We start from the raw sequence: 20,701 nt of genomic DNA, 5'->3' as shown, positions 1-20,701 counted from the left end.
CAGAGATAACGGCAGGGGAGAATTTTCATCATTAATTTTATTTTTATGTCGGATTGCTCAAGTTTTATTTTTTGAAATTATCTTATTTTTTCTCTTGTAGTTAAACTTTATTATATTATTTGTCAGGATGATACATTATGAATATAGATACATTTTTAGTAATGTCTCTTCCGTATGAGATTTTTTCCACATCTCGTCGCTTTGAAAATTATTATATTGATGATATGCAGTGTGGTGATTTGAGCGATTGGGATTTTGAGATGCTTGGGGTGATGGATATCTCGGCTCGTGTTGATCCGTTCAGGTGTTTGCAATTTGATATGATGACCACCTTTAATATTCATCCTATGAATTTTGACCATCAACAATTGCAAGGAACTCCGATTAGTCGCCAGTATTGCGCAGATATTTTGTTTGATGAGATGAAAGTGCTGTCTACGCAATTTGCCAGTGGGCAGTATGCCTTCCTTATTGGAGAGTTGATTGATCATTTTCATTATGGTAATGGACGGCCCTGGTCAAGCGAGCGTCTGAATCATGCGTACGCAGAAGTCATTAGGGGGGCTGGAACGAATGATGTGTTGATAAAAATTCAGAAAGCAATAGATTATCATTTGTATTTGAACCGAGAAGCAAGTCTGGATTACAATTTTTTTACGAGTCTTAACCTAGCAATAAGGCATTTGAAGCTACCAAAATTCAACCGTTTTAACGACAGATTTAATGGCTTGGGGATAAGCGTACATGATATTTATGTACAACAAATCAAACTGGTGCGTTTTCAGCGCTATGCCATGTCATGGGAGGGATTACTTTCTTTTAAAGGGCAGGATCATTTTGGCCTCGGCAGAGAGGATATTGCTAACGAACTCTATAAAAATTTCTGCTTCTTCCGCATCTGGTTTTTCCTGCAACGACATAGTGACTATGCGTACAGACCATTTCTGACAAATTTAAATGCCCATGCGCATATTAAGGGAAGCGTATGAAGCCGAAACGTAACGTCATTATCGGCAGCTTGGTGTTGCTGATATGCGGTTATCTCCTCTGGGCTCAACGACCTGTGACAATCCTTCGGGCTGGCGAGAGATTTGAGTATGATCCTACGCTTTTTCATGGGCTTTATGTTAGCAGTGAACGTGGTTTTATGGATTTTGAGGCTTATGATATTGCAGTTAACCACTTTGCATTAACCGAGTGGGGACGGATACACTGGTATCTGCAGCACAAAAATGAGCTGAAGGCAAAATACCATATACCAACAAGTGCCTCTTACTATATTGTTTTTTGGGATATTGGCGGCGGGTTTATCGATGGAGAGAAATCAGGCGATGGTGATCTGTTTTGTTTTCCGCCACAAAAAAACACAAAAGAAAATTGTATTGAAAAAAATGTGCTGCTAATCGTGGAATTCGACGCGGGATCTTACGAAAGATTTTCTTTCAGCAACATAGAGTATTACTGGATCACCATGCCGGACGGGAAGCTGGTACGAATAAAAAATGCCTTATAAAAGAAAACGCCGAAGAGGGTCTCCGGCGTTTCCATCAAGTTACAGCGCGGCGATAACTGCCTGCTGTTCAATCAGCTTCGCTTTCGCTTCCGCGTAGTTTTCCAGCTTCTCACGCTCTTTGGCGATCACCGCTTCCGGTGCGCGGGCGACAAAACCTTCGTTCGCCAGCTTGCCTTCAATGCGGCCAATTTCAGCTTCGACCTTCGCCACTTCTTTCGCCAGACGCGCCAGCTCGGCTTCTTTGTCAATCAGCCCCGCCATCGGGATCAGCAGCTCGGCGCCATCGATAATCTTCGTCACGGAAACCGGACCTTTGTCATCGGCTGGCAGCACGGTGATGCTTTCCAGACGCGCCAGGTTCAGCAGGAAGCTGCGGTTGTCGTTCACGCGGCGAATCGCTTCTTCGCTGCAACCACGCAGCAGCAGTTCCAGCGGTTTGCCCGGCGCGATATTCATTTCCGCACGGATGTTACGTACGGCAACGATTGCCTGCTTCAGCCATTCGGTATCGGCCAGCGCGGCTTCATCCACCTGGGAGGCATCGTACTGCGGGAACGGTTGCAGCATGATGGTGTCGGCGGTAATGCCGGAAATCACCTTCACACGCTGCCAGATGGTCTCGGTGATAAACGGGATGATCGGATGCGCCAGGCGCAGCAGACCTTCCAGCACGGTGACCAGCGTGTTGCGGGTGCCGCGCAGTTCTGCTTCAGAGCCGCCGTTCATGACCGGCTTGGTCAGCTCCAGATACCAGTCGCAGAACTGGTTCCAGGTAAACTCGTACAGAATGCCCGCTGCGATATCGAAGCGGAAGCTGTCCAGCGCTTCGCGGTACGCTTTGATGGTCTGGTTGAACTCCGCCAGGATCCAGCGGTCTGCCAGCGACAGGGTCATCTCGCCACCGTTGAAGCCGCAATCCTGATCTTCGGTATTCATCAGCACAAAGCGGCTGGCGTTCCACAGCTTGTTACAGAAGTTACGGTAGCCTTCCAGACGCTTCATATCCCAGTTGATGTCGCGGCCGGTAGAGGCCAGCGCCGCCAGGGTGAAACGCAGGGCGTCAGTACCGTGCGGCTCAATGCCGTCCGGGAATTGTTTCTCGGTACGTTTGGCAATCTTCTCAGCCAGCTGCGGCTGCATCATGTTGCCGGTACGTTTTTCCAGCAGATCCGGCAGGGAAATGCCGTCAACCATATCCAGCGGGTCGATAACATTACCCTTGGATTTGGACATCTTCTGGCCTTCGTCATCGCGAATCAGACCGGTCATGTAGACGGTCTTGAACGGTACCTGCGGCTTGCCGTTTTCATCTTTGATGAAGTGCATGGTCATCATGATCATGCGGGCAATCCAGAAGAAGATGATGTCGAAACCGGAGACCATCACGCTGGTCGGGTGGAACTGACGCAGCGCGTCGGTGTTTTCCGGCCAGCCGAGAGTCGAGAAGGTCCATAGCGCGGAAGAGAACCAGGTGTCCAGTACGTCGTCGTCCTGACGCAGCGCAACGTCGGCGCTCAGGTTGTTTTCCTGACGCACTTCGTCTTCGCTACGGCCAACGTAGACGTTGCCCGCGTCGTCGTACCATGCCGGGATGCGGTGGCCCCACCACAGCTGACGGGAGATACACCAGTCCTGAATGTCACGCATCCAGGAGAAGTACATGTTTTCGTACTGTTTTGGCACGAACTGGATATCGCCATTCTCTACCGCTTCCACTGCCGGTTTTGCCAGCACGTCAGCACGTACGTACCACTGGTCGGTCAGCATTGGTTCGATAACCACGCCGCCACGGTCGCCGTAAGGAACGGTCAGGTCGTGCGGTTTAATCTCTTCCAGCAGGCCGAGGGCATCGATAGCGGCAACCACTGCTTTACGTGCGGCAAAGCGCTCCAGTTTCTGGAACTCAGCCGGGATTTCGTTGGAGTAAACGTCGGACTCTTCGCCTTTGGTGTCATACACTTCCGCGCTTTCACGGATATCGCCGTCAAAGGTCAGAATATTGATCATCGGAAGCTGATGACGACGGCCCACTTCATAGTCGTTAAAGTCGTGCGCCGGGGTGATCTTCACGCAGCCGGTGCCTTTTTCCATGTCGGCATGCTCGTCGCCCACGATCGGAATACGACGGTTCACCAGCGGCAGCACCACGAATTTGCCAATCAGATCTTTATAACGCGGATCTTCCGGGTTGACGGCCACGCCAGTATCGCCCAGCAGGGTTTCCGGGCGGGTGGTGGCGACCACCAGGTAATCTTTACCGTCTGCGGTTTTCGCACCGTCAGCCAGCGGATAGCGGATGTGCCACATAGAGCCTTTGGACTCGCGGTTTTCCACTTCCAGGTCAGAGATAGCGGTGCGCAGTTTCGGGTCCCAGTTGACCAGGCGCTTGCCACGGTAAATCAGATCTTCTTTGTACAGGCGGACAAACACTTCTTTCACGGCATTGGAAAGACCTTCGTCCATGGTGAAGCGTTCGCGCTCCCAGTCTACGGAGTTGCCCAGACGGCGCATCTGGCGAGTAATGGTGCCGCCGGATTCCGCTTTCCACTGCCAGATTTTGTCGATGAAGGCATCGCGGCCATAGTCGTGGCGGGTTTTACCCTCTTCTGCGGCAATCTTGCGCTCAACCACCATCTGGGTAGCGATCCCGGCGTGGTCAGTACCGACCTGCCACAGGGTGTTTTTACCCTGCATGCGCTGATAGCGGATCAGGGTATCCATGATGGTTTGCTGGAAGGCGTGACCCATATGCAAACTGCCGGTGACGTTTGGCGGCGGGATCATGATGCAGAAGCTTTCCTGGCTTTCATCGCCATTCGGCTTAAAGTAGCCCTGCTGCTCCCAGTGCTCGTAAAGCGGCTGTTCGATATCTTGTGGGTTATATGTCTTTTCCATTATTTCCAGGTTGCCGTATTCAGGTTAAAACCAGCCACGCGGTAGGCTTTGTAGCGTTCGCGCGCCAGTTGTTTCAAAGTTTCTTCGTAAGGGACAAAGTCTATCACTTCTGTGAAAGCGGTGGCAAAATCTGCAAAGCCAGTACGCAGGCTGATCAGAATATCACGCGGGCTGCTGTTGCGTTTTTGCGGCCAGGCGATTTCCACCGGTGCGCCGCCGCGCGGACCTTCTCCCGCCAGATTATGCGGGACAAAACTCTCCGGCGGTCTTGCCCACAGCGCTTCATCCAGACGGATGGCCTGTTTTTCGTCTTCACAGGCAATCAGCACGCGTTTACCACTGCGCCAACGTTCTGCGGCAATGTCGCACACCAGTTGTTCAACGGCGCTCAGGCCATCAATGGTAGTGTCATTGTCCAGAATATAGAACGTTGCATTCTTCATATATGGGGCTTCTTGTGGTGAATTTAAATGCGAAGCCGGATGGCGCTACGCTTATCCGGCCTACGGTTAAATACTCCATGTAGGCCGGATAAGGCGCATATGCGTCGCCATCCGGCAATCATGCAAACTTACTCTTCGCCGTTAAAACCCGCGCGATTGAGCAGGAACTGCGACAGCAACGCCACCGGACGACCGGTTGCGCCTTTCGCTTTGCCGGAACGCCATGCGGTGCCGGCGATGTCCAGGTGCGCCCAGTTGTACTTACGGGTAAAGCGCGACAGGAAGCAACCGGCGGTGATTGCGCCGCCAGGACGGCCGCCGATGTTCGCTATATCCGCAAAGTTAGACTCCAGCTGTTCCTGGAACTCATCGCCCAACGGCAAGCGCCATGCGCGGTCGCCCGCCTGTTCGGACGCGCTAATCAGTTCATGCGCCAGCGGATTGTGGTTCGACATCAGACCGGTGATGTGATGGCCCAGCGCAATCACGCAGGCGCCCGTCAGGGTCGCGACGTCAATCACCGCTTCCGGCTCAAAACGCTCAACGTAGGTTAACACGTCGCACAGTACCAGGCGGCCTTCGGCATCGGTGTTCAGCACTTCGACCGTCTGGCCGGACATGGTGGTCAGCACGTCACCCGGACGATACGCTCGCCCGCCAGGCATGTTTTCGCAGCCTGCCAGCACGCCGATGACGTTAATCGGCAACTGAAGTTCCGCGACCATGCGCATCACGCCGTACACTGCCGCCGCGCCGCACATATCGTACTTCATCTCGTCCATGCCTTCGGCAGGCTTGATGGAGATGCCGCCGGAGTCAAAGGTCAGCCCTTTGCCGACCAGCACAACCGGACGCGCGTCTTCGGACGGGTTGCCTTTGTATTCGATAACCGACATCAGCGATTCGTTCTGCGAACCGTGACCGACCGCCAGATAAGAGTGCATACCCAGCTCTTTCATCTGCTGTTCGCCGATGACGCGGGTGATGACGTTCTTGCTGTAGCTGTCAGCCAACTGGCGCGCCTGAGAGGCCAGGTAGGCGGCATTACAGATATTCGGCGGCATATTGCCGAGATCTTTCGCCGCTTTAATCCCGGCGGCAATCGCCAGACCGTGTTGGATCGCACGCTCGCCGCTGGTCAGCTCGCGGCGGGTCGGCACGTTGAAGACCATTTTACGCAGCGGGCGACGCGGCTCGCTCTTGTTGGTCTTCAGTTGATCAAAGCTGTACAGCGTCTCTTTGGCCGTTTCGACAGCCTGACGTACTTTCCAGTAGTTGTTGCGGCCTTTGACGTGCAGTTCGGTCAGGAAGCAGACCGCTTCCATTGAGCCGGTGTCATTCAGCGTATTGATGGTTTTCTGAATGACCTGCTTGTACTGGCGCTCATCGAGCTCGCGCTCTTTACCACAACCAATGAGGAGGATTCGCTCGGAAAGAACGTTAGGAACATGGTGCAGCAACAGGGTCTGCCCCGGTTTTCCTTCCAGTTCACCACGACGCAGCAGGGCGCTGATGTACCCGTCGCTGATTTTATCGAGCTGTTCTGCAATCGGAGAAAGGCGGCGTGGTTCAAAGACGCCCACGACGATGCAGGCACTCCGCTGTTTCTCCGGGCTACCGCTTTTTACACTGAACTCCATGCACTACGCTCCTGAATCTTAAAGACAACGGCGGCGGCTACAGTTAGAATTGCAAGCTTTCGTAACTCATGTCCGCAGTTGCGGTGACTTCGTGTTAATCTTAACGTTATTACGGCATTGGCACGTCAGAACGCGTTCTGAGTGGCGAATCCGCTGAGTATAATAATTTTAGCGACGATTTCGACGACTCAAGAGAATAAATGACGTTTAAGCCATGAAACAAGCTAAATTCCTGCAAAAGACGAGTTTTTACGGGCGTATTTAAAGTGATAATCATAAGATATCTGGTGCGGGAGACGCTCAAAAGCCAACTGGCGATTCTTTTCATCCTGCTTTTGATCTTCTTTTGTCAAAAGCTAGTGAGGATCCTCGGGGCGGCGGTTGACGGTGACATTCCGGCAAATCTGGTGCTCTCGCTACTGGGGCTGGGCGTGCCGGAAATGGCGCAGCTCATCCTGCCATTAAGCCTGTTCCTCGGGCTGTTGATGACGCTGGGCAAACTGTATACCGAAAGTGAAATAACGGTCATGCATGCCTGTGGTCTGAGCCGGGCTGTGCTGGTGAAGGCCGCGATGGTGCTGGCGCTGTTTACCGGCGTTGTCGCCGCTGTCAACGTCATGTGGGCGGGGCCCTGGTCATCCAGACACCAGGATGAGGTACTGGCGGAAGCAAAAGCCAATCCTGGCATGGCCGCGCTGGCGCAAGGGCAGTTCCAGCAGGCGACCAATGGCAGCGCCGTGCTGTTTATTGAAAGCGTTGACGGCAGCGATTTTAAAGATGTGTTCCTTGCGCAAATCCGCCCGAAAGGCAACGCCCGTCCTTCTGTGGTGGTGGCCGATTCTGGACATCTGACGCAATTGCGCGACGGCTCCCAGGTTGTGACGTTGAACAAAGGGACGCGCTTTGAAGGCACTGCCCTGCTGCGTGACTTCCGTATCACCGATTTCCAGAACTATCAGGCGATTATTGGTCATCAGGCCGTTGCGCTGGACCCGAACGATACCGATCAGATGGATATGCGCACGCTGTGGCAGACTGATACCAATCGCGCCCGTGCGGAACTGCACTGGCGTATTACGCTGGTATTCACCGTATTTATGATGGCGCTGATGGTTGTACCGCTGAGCGTGGTTAACCCGCGACAGGGGCGCGTGCTGTCGATGCTGCCGGCTATGCTGCTGTATCTGCTGTTCTTCCTCCTGCAAACCTCCCTGAAATCAAACGGCGGTAAGGGCAAACTGGACCCGGTTATCTGGATGTGGGCGGTCAACCTGATCTATCTGGCGTTGGCGGTTGGTCTGAACCTTTGGGATACGGTGCCGGTACGCCGCCTGCGCGCCCGTCTTCTGCGTAAAGGAGCGGTATAATGCAGCCGTTTGGTGTACTTGACCGCTATATCGGTAAAACCATTTTCACCACCATCATGATGACGTTGTTCATGCTGGTGTCGCTCTCCGGCATCATCAAGTTTGTTGACCAGCTCAAAAAAGCCGGGCAGGGGAGCTACGATGCGCTGGGCGCGGGGATGTATACCCTGCTCAGCGTGCCGAAAGATGTGCAGATTTTCTTCCCGATGGCGGCGCTGCTTGGTGCGCTGCTGGGGCTGGGGATGCTGGCGCAGCGCAGTGAACTGGTGGTGATGCAGGCTTCGGGTTTCACCCGGATGCAGGTGGCGCTGTCGGTGATGAAAACCGCCATTCCACTGGTGCTGTTGACAATGGCCATCGGTGAATGGGTCGCTCCGCAGGGCGAGCAGATGGCGCGTAACTACCGTGCGCAGGCAATGTACGGCGGTTCGTTGCTCTCTACTCAGCAAGGCCTGTGGGCGAAAGATGGCAACAATTTCGTCTATATCGAGCGGGTGAAGGGCGACGAAGAGCTGGCGGGCATTAGCATCTACGCCTTTAACGATCAGCGTCGCTTACAGTCAGTGCGTTATGCCGCGTCTGCGAAGTTCGACGCAGACAACAAGGTCTGGCGTCTGTCGCAGGTGGACGAGTCTGACCTGAAAGACCCGAAACAGATCACCGGTTCGCAGACCGTGAGTGGCACCTGGAAAACCAACCTCACGCCGGACAAACTGGGCGTGGTGGCGCTGGACCCGGATGCGCTCTCCATCAGCGGTTTGCATAACTATGTGAAGTATCTGAAGTCGAGCGGCCAGGACGCCGGACGTTATCAGCTCAATATGTGGAGTAAAATCTTCCAGCCGCTTTCCGTGGCGGTAATGATGTTGATGGCGCTGTCGTTCATTTTTGGCCCGCTGCGTAGCGTGCCGATGGGGGTGCGTGTGGTGACCGGGATCAGCTTTGGTTTCGTCTTCTACGTTCTGGACCAGATTTTCGGCCCGCTGACGCTGGTTTATGGCATTCCGCCGATTATCGGCGCGCTGCTGCCAAGCGCCTCGTTCTTCCTGATTAGCCTCTGGCTGATGATGCGTAAGTCGTAAAATCGATCTCTCTCGTTGTTGGCCGGATAAGGCGTTTACGCCGCTATCCGGCCAGATACAGCGCAGCGCCATCAAGCGCTGCGCTTAGCGAACCAGGATTCCTTCTGCTAGCGTTTTCTACCGCCCATCAGGCTACCTAACATCCCCCGGATAATTTGGTTCGTTACCTGACGCGCTGCGCTTTTGGCGACGCTCTGCACCACACCATCCCGTTTGCCGCCGCGTGGCCCGGTACTGCCAAACAATATCTCTTTCAGCCCGCCAAGAATTCCGTCATCAACGGTGACTTCTTTGCCTTTTGCTGGCGGATTGTTTTGCTGCTCGGTGGTGGCCTGAACGCCTTTTTGCAGCATTTCATACGCCGATTCGCGATCGACTTCGTCTTCATATTTGCCGTACAGCGAGGAGTGATTGATAAGCCCGTTACGCTCATCGTCCGTCACCGGCCCCATGCGTGAGCACGGTGCGATGACCATCGCTCGTTCAACCACTGACGGGCTGCCTTTGGCATCCAGGAAGGAGATCAGCGCCTCGCCGGTGCCCAGTTCCTGAATCGCTTTCTCGGTATCAAACGCCGGATTCGCCCGCATGGTTTGCGCGGCGGCTTTCACCGCTTTCTGATCTTTGGGGGTGAAGGCGCGCAGGGCGTGCTGTACGCGGTTGCCTAGCTGACCGAGCACGTTGTCCGGGATATCGGAAGGGTTCTGTGAGACGAACCAGACGCCCACGCCTTTGGAGCGGATCAGGCGAATGACCTGTTCGATTTTATCCAGCAGCACCTGCGGAGCGTCGTTGAACAGCAGGTGAGCTTCGTCGAAGAAGAACACCAGCTTCGGTTTCTCCAGATCGCCCGCTTCCGGCAGTTGCTCATACAGTTCGGAGAGCATCCACAGCAGGCTGGCAGCATACAGTTTGGGCATCTGGTAGAGTTTTTCGGCGCTAAGGATGTTGATAATACCTTTGCCGTTGGCATCGGTACGCATCCAGTCTTTGATGTCCAGCATCGGTTCGCCGAAGAAGTGCGCCGCGCCTTGCTGTTCCAGCGACAGCAGCCCGCGCTGGATCGCCCCGACCGATGCGCTGCTGATATTGCCATACTGGTTCTGGAAGGATTTGGCATTATCACCGATATACTGCGTGATCGCCCGCAGGTCTTTAAAGTCCAGCAGCAACAGCCCCTGGTCATCGGCGATGCGGAAGATAATATCCAGCACGCCGGACTGCACCTCGTTCAGGTTCAGCAGGCGAGCCAGCAATAGCGGCCCAAGATCGGAGACGGTCGCCCGTAGTGGATGACCTTTTTCGCCAAAAATATCCCACAGCACCACCGGATTAGCGTGCGGTTGCCAGTCGGTGATGCCGATATTTTTCAGCCGTGCGAGCAGTTTTTCAGAAGGTTCGCCTTCCTGCGCGACGCCGGTTAAGTCACCTTTCACATCCGCCATAAATACCGGAACGCCGATGTCTGATAGGGACTCAGCCAGTTTTTGCAGGGTAACCGTTTTGCCGGTTCCGGTTGCGCCGGTAATCAGCCCGTGACGGTTGGTCATGCCCGGCAACAGGAACAGTTCGCTTTCCAGCGTGCGGGCAATTAACAGGGGTGCACTCATGAGATTTTCTCCATTTATCCTGCCTGGAGTATAGGCAACTGCGGCGTACTCTTCACCGCTAAATTGCGGAGATTGCGTGAAGAATTCCAAAAGGGGGAGCAAAACCGGGCAGCGAATGCCGCCCGGTGAAGGCAATCAAAAGTCGGCTTGCAGTACCACACGGTAGCGAGCTTTACCGTCACGAACGTGCTGGATGGCCTCGTTGATTTGCGACATCGGGAACAGCTCGGTCGTCGGCGAGACCTTGCTGCGCCCGGCAAATTTCATCAACTTGCGCAGTTCATACGGCGTACCGGTTGCCGAACCGGAGATGCTGCGATCGCCTGCAATCAGGGTAAACGCCGGAACCGGTAGCGGCTTCAGCACCGCGCCAACGGTGTGGAAGTTGCCGCCATAGGCCAGCGCTTCGAAGTAAGGCTGCCAGTCGAGATCGACATTGACGGTGTTGATGATGAGATCAAATTGACCTGCCAGCGCTTTCAACGCCTCTGGATCGCGGCTGTTGACCACTTTATCGGCGCCCATCGCCAGCACTTCCTGTTCTTTGGCCGGGCTGGAGCTGAATGCGGTAACCTCGCAGCCCATCGCGTGTAGCAGCTTAATGGCGATATGGCCGAGGCCGCCGATACCGATCACCCCAACGCGACTGGTGGCGGTAACGTGGTGCATCAGCAGCGGTTTGAAGACGGTGATGCCGCCGCACAGCAGAGGGCCTGCGGATTCAATATCGATGCTTTCTGGAAGCGGGATCACCCATTGCCAGTCTGCTCGCAGCTTCTCGGCAAAGCCGCCGCGATTGAGGATGGTTGGCACCGATCCTTCCAGACAGTTAATCTGATTGCCGCTGATACAGGCATCGCAGTGCCCGCAACTGCGCGCCGTCCAGCCAATCCCGACGCGTTGACCTACCTTCAGACCTTTATCCTGCGCGGCGCTGCCGAGTGCCACGACGCGGCCAATCACCTCATGCCCGGCAACCAGCGGATACTGAGAAAAGCCCCATTCGTTGTCGATCATCGACAGATCGGAGTGGCAGATACCGCAGTAATCTACCTGTACCTCAACATCTTCCGGCTTGAGTTCACCCGCATCATATTCATAGAGTTCAAGTTCGCTGCCCGCCTCTTTTGCGGCATAGCTTTTTATAATAGACATCGTGTTTCCCTCAGTGTGGTGTTGAACTGGAAGTGTAGAGCATGGGAAACGGAGTCGCTTCGCAGAAGGAGGGGTTAAGGAGGTGCCAGCCGTGGGGTTGTGCTGATTTTTTCAACACTTAGCGAGCCGGGCATATGCTACCGCTTGCATGGTGGCGTGTGACAGGTATAATCCACAACGTTTTCCGCATACCTCTTCAGTGCCGAAGTGGCGAAATCGGTAGACGCAGTTGATTCAAAATCAACCGTAGAAATACGTGCCGGTTCGAGTCCGGCCTTCGGCACCATAAAAAGCTTTTTTCAAGTCTACTAACGTCTACTTTAGTCCACAAAAACAGTAAGTTAAGCGAGTTTCTGACTTGGCTTAGTCTGTTCACGTCTACTCAATTCCTTGAACATATACCAACCGATGATGGTATAACTGATGGTATTCCCGGTTCGATTGATTTTGGTACCAACACTGGAGGTATCAACTGATGGCTCTCACCGATATCAAAGTTAGGACTACCAAGCCCTCCGACAAACCTTTCAAACTCACAGATGGGCAGGGTATGCACCTGCTGATCAACCCCAATGGTTCAAAATACTGGCGACTTCAATACCGTTTCGATGGCAAACAGAAAGTTTTAGCATTGGGTGTTTATCCAATGGTCTCTCTTGGTGAAGCTCGCAGGAAACGAGATGAGGCCAAAAAGTTGGTATCTGTTGGTATTGATCCTTCTGAGAAGAAAAAAGCCGACAAGATCGAGCAAAGTGAAGCCCTGACATTCGAGGCTGTCGCAAGGGACTGGCATACTGCCTGTAAAAGGAAATGGTCTGATTCCCACAGCGAGAGAGTTCTAAAAAGCATGGAAGATGGTCTCTTTACTACTATTGGTAAAAGAAAAATATCCGAGCTTAATACCAGAGATCTTCTTGCCCCTATCAAGGCTGTTGAAGCTTCCGGCCGACTGGAAGTTGCTTCCCGACTACAGCAAAGGACGACGGCAGTAATGCGATATGCTGTCCAGAACGGGCTGATAGATTACAACCCTGCTCAGGAGATGGCAGGAGCTATTGCTGTAGCCAAAAGAATCCACAGGCCAGCTTTGCCATTCGAACGATTTTCAGAACTCTTAGAACGAATTGATAACTTCAAAGGTAGGAAACTCACGAAGTTAGCCGTAAAGCTGACATTGCTCATTTTTATCCGTTCCAGTGAACTCCGATTCGCAAGATGGTCGGAGATCGACTTTGAAAATGCGATGTGGACTATCCCTGGAGAACGCGAGCCATTGCCAGGAGTCAAACATTCCCATCGAGGTTCAAAAATGAAGACCCCACACCTCGTGCCGTTAAGTCGTCAGGCTTTAGAACTTCTAAAAGCCATCAGAGAAATCAGCGGCGAATTCGACCTTGTATTCATTGGCGATCATGATTTCAGAAAACCTATGAGCGAAAACACAGTGAACAAGGCGCTCAGGTCGATGGGTTATGACACAACCGTTGAGGTATGTGGGCATGGTTTTAGAGCGATGGCTTGTAGTGCTTTGATCGAGTCAGGAAAGTGGTCGAGAGATGCTGTTGAGAGGCAGATGAGCCATCAGGAGCGGAACTCCGTTCGTGCCGCATACATTCATAAAGCTGAGCATTTGGACGAGCGTAGGTTGATGTTGCAGTGGTGGGCTGATTATCTTGATGAAACAACTAAGAGAAGAATTGCACCTTTTGATTTTCATAACTAACTGATTTTTATAAGTAAAATGGCGTATTCAATAACCAATTGAGACGCCATTTTTTTATTTGCAATTTATGTGCTATTACGAAGTAAAACTTTTTACAACGGAGTGGCATTAATGAAATCTTGGGTAAAAATGAATAGTTGGACATCAGATGACACCAAAGCAGTGAAAACGTGGTTTGATTTGGACAAATATCGAAAGTTTGAAAACATTTCTATTAATATGCTTTACCATGAAATATGGGCGAGAACCTATTTTTTCAAACCAGTAATAGAAGAAGGAATGCAGAAAACAGTATTGAAAAATTATATGCAGATATTGGATGGTGATCCTTTTCTTATCAAAGGGAAGCACTTAAATTATATGGATGCCGAAAATAAATTATATCAACCCCCATACTTTTTTATTACTACTGTTGATCGAATAGCAAATATCAGTTTTGATTGTATGAGAAAGGCTTTATTCATTAGAGCAAATACAGAACAATATAAAATTGATTCCACTATTGAAAATGAATATATTTCCGAAAAAATTCCTGAACAGTTTCCTACTACGATTATGTTAGAAATCGATCTTGCGGGTGGAAGCGATGATGAGATAGCTGAGGCCCTGCGAGTATCATTACCACAATGGCGAAAAGTAAAAGGCGTTAAACCTGCACCACTTGATGCAGTCAGATTTGGTTATGGGGCAATAAAAAAATTAATTAGCTATCGAATTATCCCTATGCTTGATTTGCTCGCATGGTCAGAAAGAAAAAAAGTACTTCTGTCAGACGACAGATTATCTCGATTGCTATACACGGATGAAGATGATGATAAGGCGATTCGCCAAGGATATCATATAAGAGATGCTGATCGGCCTTTCGCAATGAAAACTGTAGAAATTGATTTTTTGAGACAATTTAACTTTTTTATTAATAAAAATCAGCATGTTAAAGAAATGAGGGTTTCGGATGTTATGAAACTGTCAGATACTGATTGATTATATTGCAATGGTTGATAAATATATTTTAAGAAAGAGTTTTCTGAAAATATAGGTTTATTATTATTTAAAATGTGGTAACGATTATGCGAAATATGACAATTTTTCAAAAATATGATTGTGCTATAATATAAAAGCAGAACGTTTCCCATTTTGGGAAGAAATGAAGAATGCCAGATTAGACAATATATACAGCACATAATTGATGTAATGTCAGGAAAAATCTGACAGTAAAGAGGCTAATCTATAGCCTCTTTTTAGTTTTGCTTAGAAATTTTCTGTTATAAATTTTGGATTCGATTATATTTTTTTCTCTTTTAGCCGTGTGTATGTTATTTAATGTAATGAATTTTTTTGTCAGATCTTGATAGTTTTCTGTGAATATATTTTCAGATATAGCAAATGAATTATCTTCCTGTTTTGTTAAAATTTCTTTGCCGAGCATATAACTAATTAAAGAGGTTGTTTCATCTGGTATTATCGTTTTTCGCTCACTTATATCATCAATTAGAAATTGTAAGAAATCAAGATGTTCTCTTGGTGTTAGATTACATAGGTATTTATCATAGAATTCATAACTATCAAGTTTGATTAATTCACTTTTGAAAAGATGCTCATTACTATAATAATACACTCTAATGTGGTCAATGTTCTCTTTAATATTAATCATTTTTGGGTCCTTAAGAATTATTGTTATAATAAAATAACATGTAAAAGCTATTATGCAATAGAATTTAGAAGGTTTTTATTATAAAAATAAATTTTTCAAGTTAACTGCTTATTGATGAAAAATATATAATTAGAGGCTACCTTAATACGCAATTGAACAGATAGTTATCTTCTCTAAGCTCAAATCTAGTGAGTAAAGGCTTTCGATCTTGTGAAAATTTAGGTGCATGAAGGAACTGTTTTCTACCTGTAGCCTATTGATGTGAGGGTTTCGGATGTTATGAAACTCTCAGATTCTGAGTGATATGAATCTCCAGAGACTCATAGTTTCGAACCAGGGATGGCTCTGGTGTTCGCAATCTCGCTTCATCCATTCGAAATTCATTTGTACTGTATCCCTGTAGAAACAACAGAGGACATACATATGGAAAATCAAGCTCGTCTCATCCGTTTACCAGAAGTCATGAAGAAAACTGGATTTGGTAAAGCGTGGATCTATCGTCTTATCAGCCAAAATCGGTTCCCACAGCCAGTAAAGATCGGTGTTCGTGCTACCGCTTTTGTCGAAAGCGAAATCGATGAATGGATTCAATTAATTATCGAAAATTCAAGAAAGCATGTCGCTTAACAGAAATGCTGCTTCATCGCTTTTTAACTATTGATAATGTATTAAAAAAAAGAAATTTACAGATCTTATGAGTTTACGTAGTGGGTAAAAAAAAAGAGGCTTTGTAAAGTTTGCATCTGAAAAAATGAATATATTTGACGTAATTCTTTACCTTTTTTCTGGCAGAGCTTTTGCTATAAGACTTAGAGATAGTTTTCTTAATATCGGGTATGGATACTATTAACTAGCCGTACCTGTTTATTTGACGTCAAATAAAATTTTCAAGCCATTAATTTATATACCAAATAGACAAGATTAATTGTAAAAAATTTGAATTATTTTGAATTGGAATATATTTAATAAGTGAGAGTGATATTAATTTGTAAAATTTGAGGTGAAAATGGGATATAAAGTAAAGAAATTCATCATGAGTAGTGGGGAGCGAGGATGCCTGATCCTTGATAAAAAAAGTAATCTACCAGCTTACTACCAAAATCTATTTCTTACTACAGACATAAGAAATAGAGGCGCAACGGCCTCAACGATGGAAATAGTTGCAACTAACTTACTAATTTTCAGTAATTTCTTGGATGGTAGGGGAATTAATATAGTTGAGAGAATTGAGCTTAAAAAATATCTCTGCGTTGCGGAAATAGATGAACTGGTAAGATATGCGAAACAAAGATTCGACAGACAGAAAATTATAAATATAAAATCAGCAAATTATAGATTTATTGCGAAGAGAACCTTTAGTTATAGAATATACGTTTTTTCACGCTATCTTAAGTGGTTATGTGGATTAGTTCATTCGTCAAAAGGGATTCATGCAAAGTATGAAGTAGAATTATTTATTGAAAGTATCAGAGCACATATTCCAAGAAACAGTTCATTGAATATGAATGAAATATCTGAAAAATCGTTAAATGAAGAAGAGATCAAAGTACTTTTCCGTCTATTGGAAATTGGTGGGGTTGCAAACCCTTTCCATAAGGAAGTACAGGTCAGGAACAGACTAATATTTACTTTGCTCTTAAATTTAGGTTTAAGGGCTGGAGAGTTGCTCAATCTTAAAATAGATGATTTTGATCTCAGAGACAACACTCTAAGTGTGGTCAGAAGACATGATTCAAAAGAGGATGGAAGATCTTATCAACCGTTAGTAAAGACAGGCGAAAGGGTTATTCCGTTATCTGATGAGTTAGCCAGTGAAATTTTTGATTACATAAGCAATAGCAGGGAAAAAATGACAAAAAGGAAAAAACATAATTTCTTATTTGTGGCTCATTGCACAGGAAAAAACGCAGGAGAACCCTTAAGCATTTCAGCTTATGAGAAGGTGATATCAACACTGAAACGAGCAAGTCCAGAGCTATATAATCTTTCAGGTCATAGGCTAAGGCACTCTTGGAATTACATGTACTCTAAAGGAATAGAAGGCGCTGAATTAGAATATAGTAGAAGAAAAGATTTAAGGAATTATCTAATGGGTTGGTCAAAGGAGTCAATTATGTGTGATAGATATAATTTAAAATATATATCCCAACAAGAGAAAGATGTCATTCTAAAGGTCTATAAATCAGTAAGTAAAATGATTAGTGAGGTTTAGTATGGAAATCAAATGTATTGAAAGTGAGCAAATATATTTTGCTAAGATGAATGGGTATAGTTTCAAACTGTCAGATAAGAAATGGCAACTGGATAAAGAAAACTGTGTATACCCTCATAAAGTTGTAGATAGAATGCCTACAAACATGAAACTTAGCTACTTAAAAACATTGGCTTACTATGCGTCTGAATATAGTTCTTTCTATATTAAAAGCATTAACAATTTATTTTATAAGTGGTTTGGTGCGATGACTATCGATACTATTGATGACAAAGCCATATATCAATTGAATGTTCATTTAGGTTCAGCGAGAAACTACATGCTAAACATAGTTAAGGCCTTCATCACTAAATGGAAAAAACTCAATTACCCTGGAGTAGAAGCGACTGCCCTTAGAATGTTGGAGAAAATAAAAATCATTCCAAACCAAACAGGAGAGGCAGTTAAAAGACGAGATCCAAATAAAGGACCTTTAACTGAAACGGAACTAAATTACATCCTTAAATCTGTTAGCAAACTTTATCTTGAGAAGAAAATTCAACGCTTCTTATATTGTTATATTCTTCTGTTGGCAATAACAGGAAGAAGGCCATTACAATTAATCTCTCTAAAAGCTAAGGATCTCATTAAAAATGAGAAAGGGTACTTTTTAAATGTACCAAAAGTAAAACAAAGGAAATCATTCAGAAATGAATTTAACATGGTAATGATAGAAAAGTTCTTATATGACAGCTTATCAATGCTAATTAATGAAAATCAGGTGTTTGTAGAAGATAAATTCAGTGTTGGGATTAATAACTATAGAGGCGAATTGCCAATCTTCATGGATTTAGACAAGATTACGGAAATAAAAAGGATTGAGGGTTTTCTATCTGATTTAACAACAGATTTTTTCCATATGAAAAACTCAGTCATGTCAAAGCTATTAAAACGCTTTCCTTCAAAATTCGATGTTAGATCAGAAAGGACTAACAGCTATATAGAGCTTAATGCCAGAAGATTCAGATATACATTAGGAAGTCGACTGGCTAATGAAGGAGCCTCAATTGAGGTGATTGCTAAAGCGTTAGATCATAAATCAGCAAACTCTTCTATGATTTATATAAAAAATAATCCCGACAGTGTTTATGATATTGATAAGAAACTAAGTGCATTTTTTAACCCCTTATCTAATATACTTATGGGCGTAGAGATTGAAGAAAACAAGAACTTTTTTATCAAGTATGTTTTAGATTCATTTTTATTATTAGAAGATACGAAAGAGGAATTTAAATGTTTATCTTGTAAAAAATTAAACCCCTGGAGAGCATAATGAATAATATATTTATTTTTGAACCAAGTAATAAAAACAACCCACACGACAATGTTATTAAGTTCATCGAGGTTTGTAAGGATACCATTTCTAATAATAATTCAACAACTTCTTGGGAAAGCAATAAATGGAAAGGTTTATATAGATTTACTAAGTTTAACTTAAAAAACAACCTAAGCAGCAAGGAACGCTTAGATGATAATTTTATTAATTTCGCTAAAGCATATATGTTGCATGTGCATTCATTCAATAAATCTAAGACGAAACACTCAACATTATCAATGTTGAAGATTGTAGAATTCGTTTTACTGAAAATCAATATGGAAGCTAATGTAAGCTATTGCAACAATTCAGTTTTTGATGAATGCATAAGAATAGCCTCTGAAAAGTATTCTAAAGCACATGCATTTGCTATTGGGAAAGAACTTGAGAAATTGAGTTCATTTTTAAGTGATAATAGGATGACTAACTCATCTTATTTATTTTGGGTAAATCCAATTAGGTATAGGATTACTCAGTCTTGGACTGGTTATGATTCTTCACTTGAAGGCCATCCTAGATTGCCTGATATCAAATCAGTTATTGCAATTGCTGAGATTTTTTCAAAGCGGGATGAACAATTATCTTCAAGAGATATATTTACTACATCTGTGCTTGCTTTACTTATGTGCGCACCAAGTAGGATATCAGAAATTTTAGCTTTGCCAGCGGATTGTGAAATTACAGAATGTGATGGTAAGGGTATTCAAAGATACGGATTGAGATTTTTTTCAGCAAAAGGATATGAAGGTAATATAAAATGGATTCCAACTTTAATGATACCTATAGCTAAAAGGGCTATTAGCAGATTAAAAGAATTATCAAGTCAAGCGAGGTTATTGGCTGCTGAATTTAAAAAAAATCAATCTAATTCAACGATGGTAACCCTAAAAGAGAATATACCTCATGATTTCCCTTGGTATGATAGAGAGAAGAAAATTGAATATTCTAATGCGCTTTGCTTGTTAACTGAAGGACAGTTAAATCAAAACAAAAAGAAAATGTTAGATAAGTTATTCAGACCTACAATGAGTTTTTTTAAAACTGACATTGTTGATTCTGATTATATAAAAGGAAATTTTAATATCTTTAAAAGACATGGTTATGTAAATGAAGATGGTAGCCCATATTTGCTAAGAACACATCAACTGAGGCATCTTCTCAACACATTTGCTCAAATAAATGGTATGGATGAATTTAGTATTGCTCGCTGGTCTGGACGTAAGCTTATTTCTCAAAATGTTTCTTATGACCACAGATCGCATCTTCAAATGTCTAAAGTAATAAGAGAACAAAAATTATCAGTGTGTATTAATGAGCACAGAATAAAGGATATTCCAGTAGTGGATCTTAATGAGTTTGATTCACTTAGTAGTGGTGCAGTACTTGTATCAAAATATGGCTACTGCAAGCACTCATATGCGTTTAAGCCGTGTGAACATTATCCGATTGATAATTCTGGTTTAGATAACGAAACGATTTCAAACATTCACGATAAAATTTTAAAAAGAACACTGTATGATAAAAATGATGGGAACATAAATGCTGATAGATGGTATGAATTCCATAAGAGAATAAAAAAAGGAGAATAAATGGCTAAGCATATAAATGGTTATCATGAGAAGAAGATTGTTGATGTTATTAACACATGGTCTATAGATGAAAAACTAACCTGGGATGCTTTGTGCGACAGGTTAGTAAGGATTATTGGGAAAAGACCATCAAGACAATCCTTAAGTAGTCATGTAAGGATTGCAGAAAGCTTCAGTGTGAAAAAAGCCACTATCAAATCTGGTGCAATACACACTGTAAAACCTGCTAATTTAAAAGTGGCTTCTCAACGAATTAGAAGACTTGAAGCAGAAAATGAAGCTTTGAAGGCATTAAATGAACGCTATTTAGAGCAGTTCAAAGTATGGCTTTATAATGCTCACCTTAAACAAATAACGATTGAAGAACTTAATAATCCGTTACCTGCAAAATACCTTTAATAGAATTGATAGGTTTTAGCTATTGACATGGTAAAATATTATGCTATTTATTTTCTTGTCAGGACGAC

The 20,701-nt window shown here is 45.8% G+C and carries 18 protein-coding genes and 1 tRNA gene; 13 read left to right on the top strand and 6 right to left on the bottom strand.

Features of this window, described 5'->3' with window-relative positions; translation table 11 throughout:
• Nucleotides 1–137: 137 nt before the first annotated feature.
• Both CKO_RS15165 and CKO_RS15160 read left to right on the top strand, forming a co-directional pair.
• Entirely contained in the window at nt 138–989 is an 852-nt protein-coding gene (locus tag CKO_RS15165; protein ID WP_012134323.1) for a DUF3289 family protein, read from the top strand.
• Entirely contained in the window at nt 986–1,513 is a 528-nt protein-coding gene (locus CKO_RS15160) for a DUF943 family protein (RefSeq protein WP_012134322.1), read from the top strand. Before CKO_RS15165 ends, CKO_RS15160 begins: the two co-directional genes overlap by 4 nt.
• Before the next feature lie 39 nt (nt 1,514–1,552).
• On the opposite strand, the gene CKO_RS15155 is transcribed toward CKO_RS15160, so the two are convergent.
• The 3 genes from CKO_RS15155 to pepA form a co-directional block, all read right to left on the bottom strand.
• A complete protein-coding gene (locus CKO_RS15155) occupies nt 1,553–4,408 on the bottom strand; it encodes a valine--tRNA ligase (protein WP_012134320.1) in 2,856 nt (951 codons plus the stop codon).
• Nucleotides 4,408–4,851 (bottom strand): DNA polymerase III subunit chi, encoded by a 444-nt coding sequence (gene holC / locus CKO_RS15150; protein WP_012134319.1) that lies wholly within the window; start codon nt 4,849–4,851, stop codon nt 4,408–4,410. Before holC ends, CKO_RS15155 begins: the two co-directional genes overlap by 1 nt.
• Before the next feature lie 128 nt (nt 4,852–4,979).
• Nucleotides 4,980–6,491 (bottom strand): leucyl aminopeptidase, encoded by a 1,512-nt coding sequence (pepA, locus tag CKO_RS15145; RefSeq protein ID WP_012134317.1) that lies wholly within the window; start codon nt 6,489–6,491, stop codon nt 4,980–4,982.
• Between the two features lie 153 nt (nt 6,492–6,644).
• Here pepA and ytgA point away from each other — a divergent pair, with 153 nt between their 5' ends.
• From ytgA to lptG, 3 genes are all read left to right on the top strand, one after another.
• Nucleotides 6,645–6,695: a protein YtgA gene (gene ytgA, locus CKO_RS23645; RefSeq protein ID WP_211180521.1), complete on the top strand. Its 51-nt coding sequence runs from the start codon at nt 6,645–6,647 to the stop codon at nt 6,693–6,695.
• A gap of 62 nt (nt 6,696–6,757) precedes the next feature.
• Nucleotides 6,758–7,858 (top strand): LPS export ABC transporter permease LptF, encoded by a 1,101-nt coding sequence (lptF, locus tag CKO_RS15140; RefSeq protein ID WP_012134315.1) that lies wholly within the window; start codon nt 6,758–6,760, stop codon nt 7,856–7,858.
• Nucleotides 7,858–8,940 carry an LPS export ABC transporter permease LptG gene (lptG, locus tag CKO_RS15135; protein ID WP_012134314.1) on the top strand — a complete coding sequence of 361 codons (1,083 nt, stop codon included), beginning with the start codon at nt 7,858–7,860 and terminating at the stop codon, nt 8,938–8,940. Before lptF ends, lptG begins: the two co-directional genes overlap by 1 nt.
• Before the next feature lie 107 nt (nt 8,941–9,047).
• Here lptG and CKO_RS15130 read toward each other — a convergent pair whose 3' ends face one another.
• Together CKO_RS15130 and ahr are read right to left on the bottom strand one after the other, a co-directional pair.
• Complete coding sequence (locus CKO_RS15130) at nt 9,048–10,550, bottom strand: helicase HerA-like C-terminal domain-containing protein (protein ID WP_024130764.1); 1,503 nt, start codon at nt 10,548–10,550, stop codon at nt 9,048–9,050.
• A gap of 135 nt (nt 10,551–10,685) precedes the next feature.
• Complete coding sequence (gene ahr / locus CKO_RS15125) at nt 10,686–11,705, bottom strand: NADPH-dependent aldehyde reductase Ahr (protein ID WP_012134312.1); 1,020 nt, start codon at nt 11,703–11,705, stop codon at nt 10,686–10,688.
• Nucleotides 11,706–11,906: 201 nt separating this feature from the next.
• Between ahr and CKO_RS15120 the strand changes: the two genes are divergently transcribed.
• The 3 genes from CKO_RS15120 (at nt 11,907) to CKO_RS15110 (ending at nt 14,409) form a co-directional block, all read left to right on the top strand.
• Nucleotides 11,907–11,991 (top strand) — tRNA-Leu (locus tag CKO_RS15120).
• 189 nt (nt 11,992–12,180) lie between these two features.
• A complete protein-coding gene (locus CKO_RS15115) occupies nt 12,181–13,428 on the top strand; it encodes a tyrosine-type recombinase/integrase (RefSeq protein WP_012134311.1) in 1,248 nt (415 codons plus the stop codon).
• Between the two features lie 111 nt (nt 13,429–13,539).
• On the top strand, nt 13,540–14,409 hold the full coding sequence (locus CKO_RS15110; RefSeq protein ID WP_012134310.1) for a DUF6387 family protein: 870 nt from the start codon (nt 13,540–13,542) through the stop codon (nt 14,407–14,409).
• Nucleotides 14,410–14,653: 244 nt separating this feature from the next.
• Here the strand turns inward: CKO_RS15110 and CKO_RS15105 are convergent, their stop codons facing one another.
• Nucleotides 14,654–15,079, bottom strand: coding sequence for a hypothetical protein (locus CKO_RS15105; RefSeq protein ID WP_012134309.1), 426 nt, complete (start codon nt 15,077–15,079; stop codon nt 14,654–14,656).
• 423 nt (nt 15,080–15,502) lie between these two features.
• Here CKO_RS15105 and CKO_RS15100 point away from each other — a divergent pair, with 423 nt between their 5' ends.
• The 5 genes from CKO_RS15100 (at nt 15,503) to CKO_RS15080 (ending at nt 20,633) form a co-directional block, all read left to right on the top strand.
• Nucleotides 15,503–15,706 carry a helix-turn-helix transcriptional regulator gene (locus tag CKO_RS15100; RefSeq protein WP_016190490.1) on the top strand — a complete coding sequence of 68 codons (204 nt, stop codon included), beginning with the start codon at nt 15,503–15,505 and terminating at the stop codon, nt 15,704–15,706.
• A gap of 379 nt (nt 15,707–16,085) precedes the next feature.
• Nucleotides 16,086–17,291 (top strand): tyrosine-type recombinase/integrase, encoded by a 1,206-nt coding sequence (locus CKO_RS15095; RefSeq protein ID WP_012134307.1) that lies wholly within the window; start codon nt 16,086–16,088, stop codon nt 17,289–17,291.
• A gap of 1 nt (nt 17,292) precedes the next feature.
• On the top strand, nt 17,293–18,603 hold the full coding sequence (locus tag CKO_RS15090; RefSeq protein ID WP_012134306.1) for a tyrosine-type recombinase/integrase: 1,311 nt from the start codon (nt 17,293–17,295) through the stop codon (nt 18,601–18,603).
• Nucleotides 18,603–20,234, top strand: coding sequence for a DNA-binding protein (locus tag CKO_RS15085; RefSeq protein ID WP_012134305.1), 1,632 nt, complete (start codon nt 18,603–18,605; stop codon nt 20,232–20,234). Before CKO_RS15090 ends, CKO_RS15085 begins: the two co-directional genes overlap by 1 nt.
• The gene (locus CKO_RS15080) at nt 20,235–20,633 is read left to right on the top strand and encodes a hypothetical protein (RefSeq protein ID WP_001052044.1); all 399 of its coding nucleotides are present in this window, start codon (nt 20,235–20,237) and stop codon (nt 20,631–20,633) included. It begins immediately after the preceding gene.
• The last annotated feature ends 68 nt before the right edge of the window (nt 20,634–20,701 follow it).

This window comes from Citrobacter koseri ATCC BAA-895, assembly GCF_000018045.1.
Classification (GTDB): Bacteria; Pseudomonadota; Gammaproteobacteria; order Enterobacterales; family Enterobacteriaceae; genus Citrobacter_B; species Citrobacter_B koseri.
The sequence above is the reverse complement of the archived record's forward strand: the minus strand, read 5'-3'. Positions and strand labels throughout refer to the sequence as shown.

Excerpts from the sequence above, each read along its gene's own strand:
- CKO_RS15165 (WP_012134323.1), top strand. The coding sequence starts at position 138 with ATGAATATAGATACATTTTTAGTAATGTCTCTTCCGTATGAGATTTTT.
- CKO_RS15160 (WP_012134322.1), top strand. The coding sequence starts at position 986 with ATGAAGCCGAAACGTAACGTCATTATCGGCAGCTTGGTGTTGCTGATA.
- CKO_RS15155 (WP_012134320.1), bottom strand. The coding sequence starts at position 4,408 with ATGGAAAAGACATATAACCCACAAGATATCGAACAGCCGCTTTACGAG.
- holC (WP_012134319.1), bottom strand. The coding sequence starts at position 4,851 with ATGAAGAATGCAACGTTCTATATTCTGGACAATGACACTACCATTGAT.
- pepA (WP_012134317.1), bottom strand. The coding sequence starts at position 6,491 with ATGGAGTTCAGTGTAAAAAGCGGTAGCCCGGAGAAACAGCGGAGTGCC.
- lptG (WP_012134314.1), top strand. The coding sequence starts at position 7,858 with ATGCAGCCGTTTGGTGTACTTGACCGCTATATCGGTAAAACCATTTTC.
- CKO_RS15130 (WP_024130764.1), bottom strand. The coding sequence starts at position 10,550 with ATGAGTGCACCCCTGTTAATTGCCCGCACGCTGGAAAGCGAACTGTTC.
- ahr (WP_012134312.1), bottom strand. The coding sequence starts at position 11,705 with ATGTCTATTATAAAAAGCTATGCCGCAAAAGAGGCGGGCAGCGAACTT.
- CKO_RS15115 (WP_012134311.1), top strand. The coding sequence starts at position 12,181 with ATGGCTCTCACCGATATCAAAGTTAGGACTACCAAGCCCTCCGACAAA.
- CKO_RS15110 (WP_012134310.1), top strand. The coding sequence starts at position 13,540 with ATGAAATCTTGGGTAAAAATGAATAGTTGGACATCAGATGACACCAAA.
- CKO_RS15105 (WP_012134309.1), bottom strand. The coding sequence starts at position 15,079 with ATGATTAATATTAAAGAGAACATTGACCACATTAGAGTGTATTATTAT.
- CKO_RS15100 (WP_016190490.1), top strand. The coding sequence starts at position 15,503 with ATGGAAAATCAAGCTCGTCTCATCCGTTTACCAGAAGTCATGAAGAAA.
- CKO_RS15095 (WP_012134307.1), top strand. The coding sequence starts at position 16,086 with ATGGGATATAAAGTAAAGAAATTCATCATGAGTAGTGGGGAGCGAGGA.
- CKO_RS15090 (WP_012134306.1), top strand. The coding sequence starts at position 17,293 with ATGGAAATCAAATGTATTGAAAGTGAGCAAATATATTTTGCTAAGATG.
- CKO_RS15085 (WP_012134305.1), top strand. The coding sequence starts at position 18,603 with ATGAATAATATATTTATTTTTGAACCAAGTAATAAAAACAACCCACAC.
- CKO_RS15080 (WP_001052044.1), top strand. The coding sequence starts at position 20,235 with ATGGCTAAGCATATAAATGGTTATCATGAGAAGAAGATTGTTGATGTT.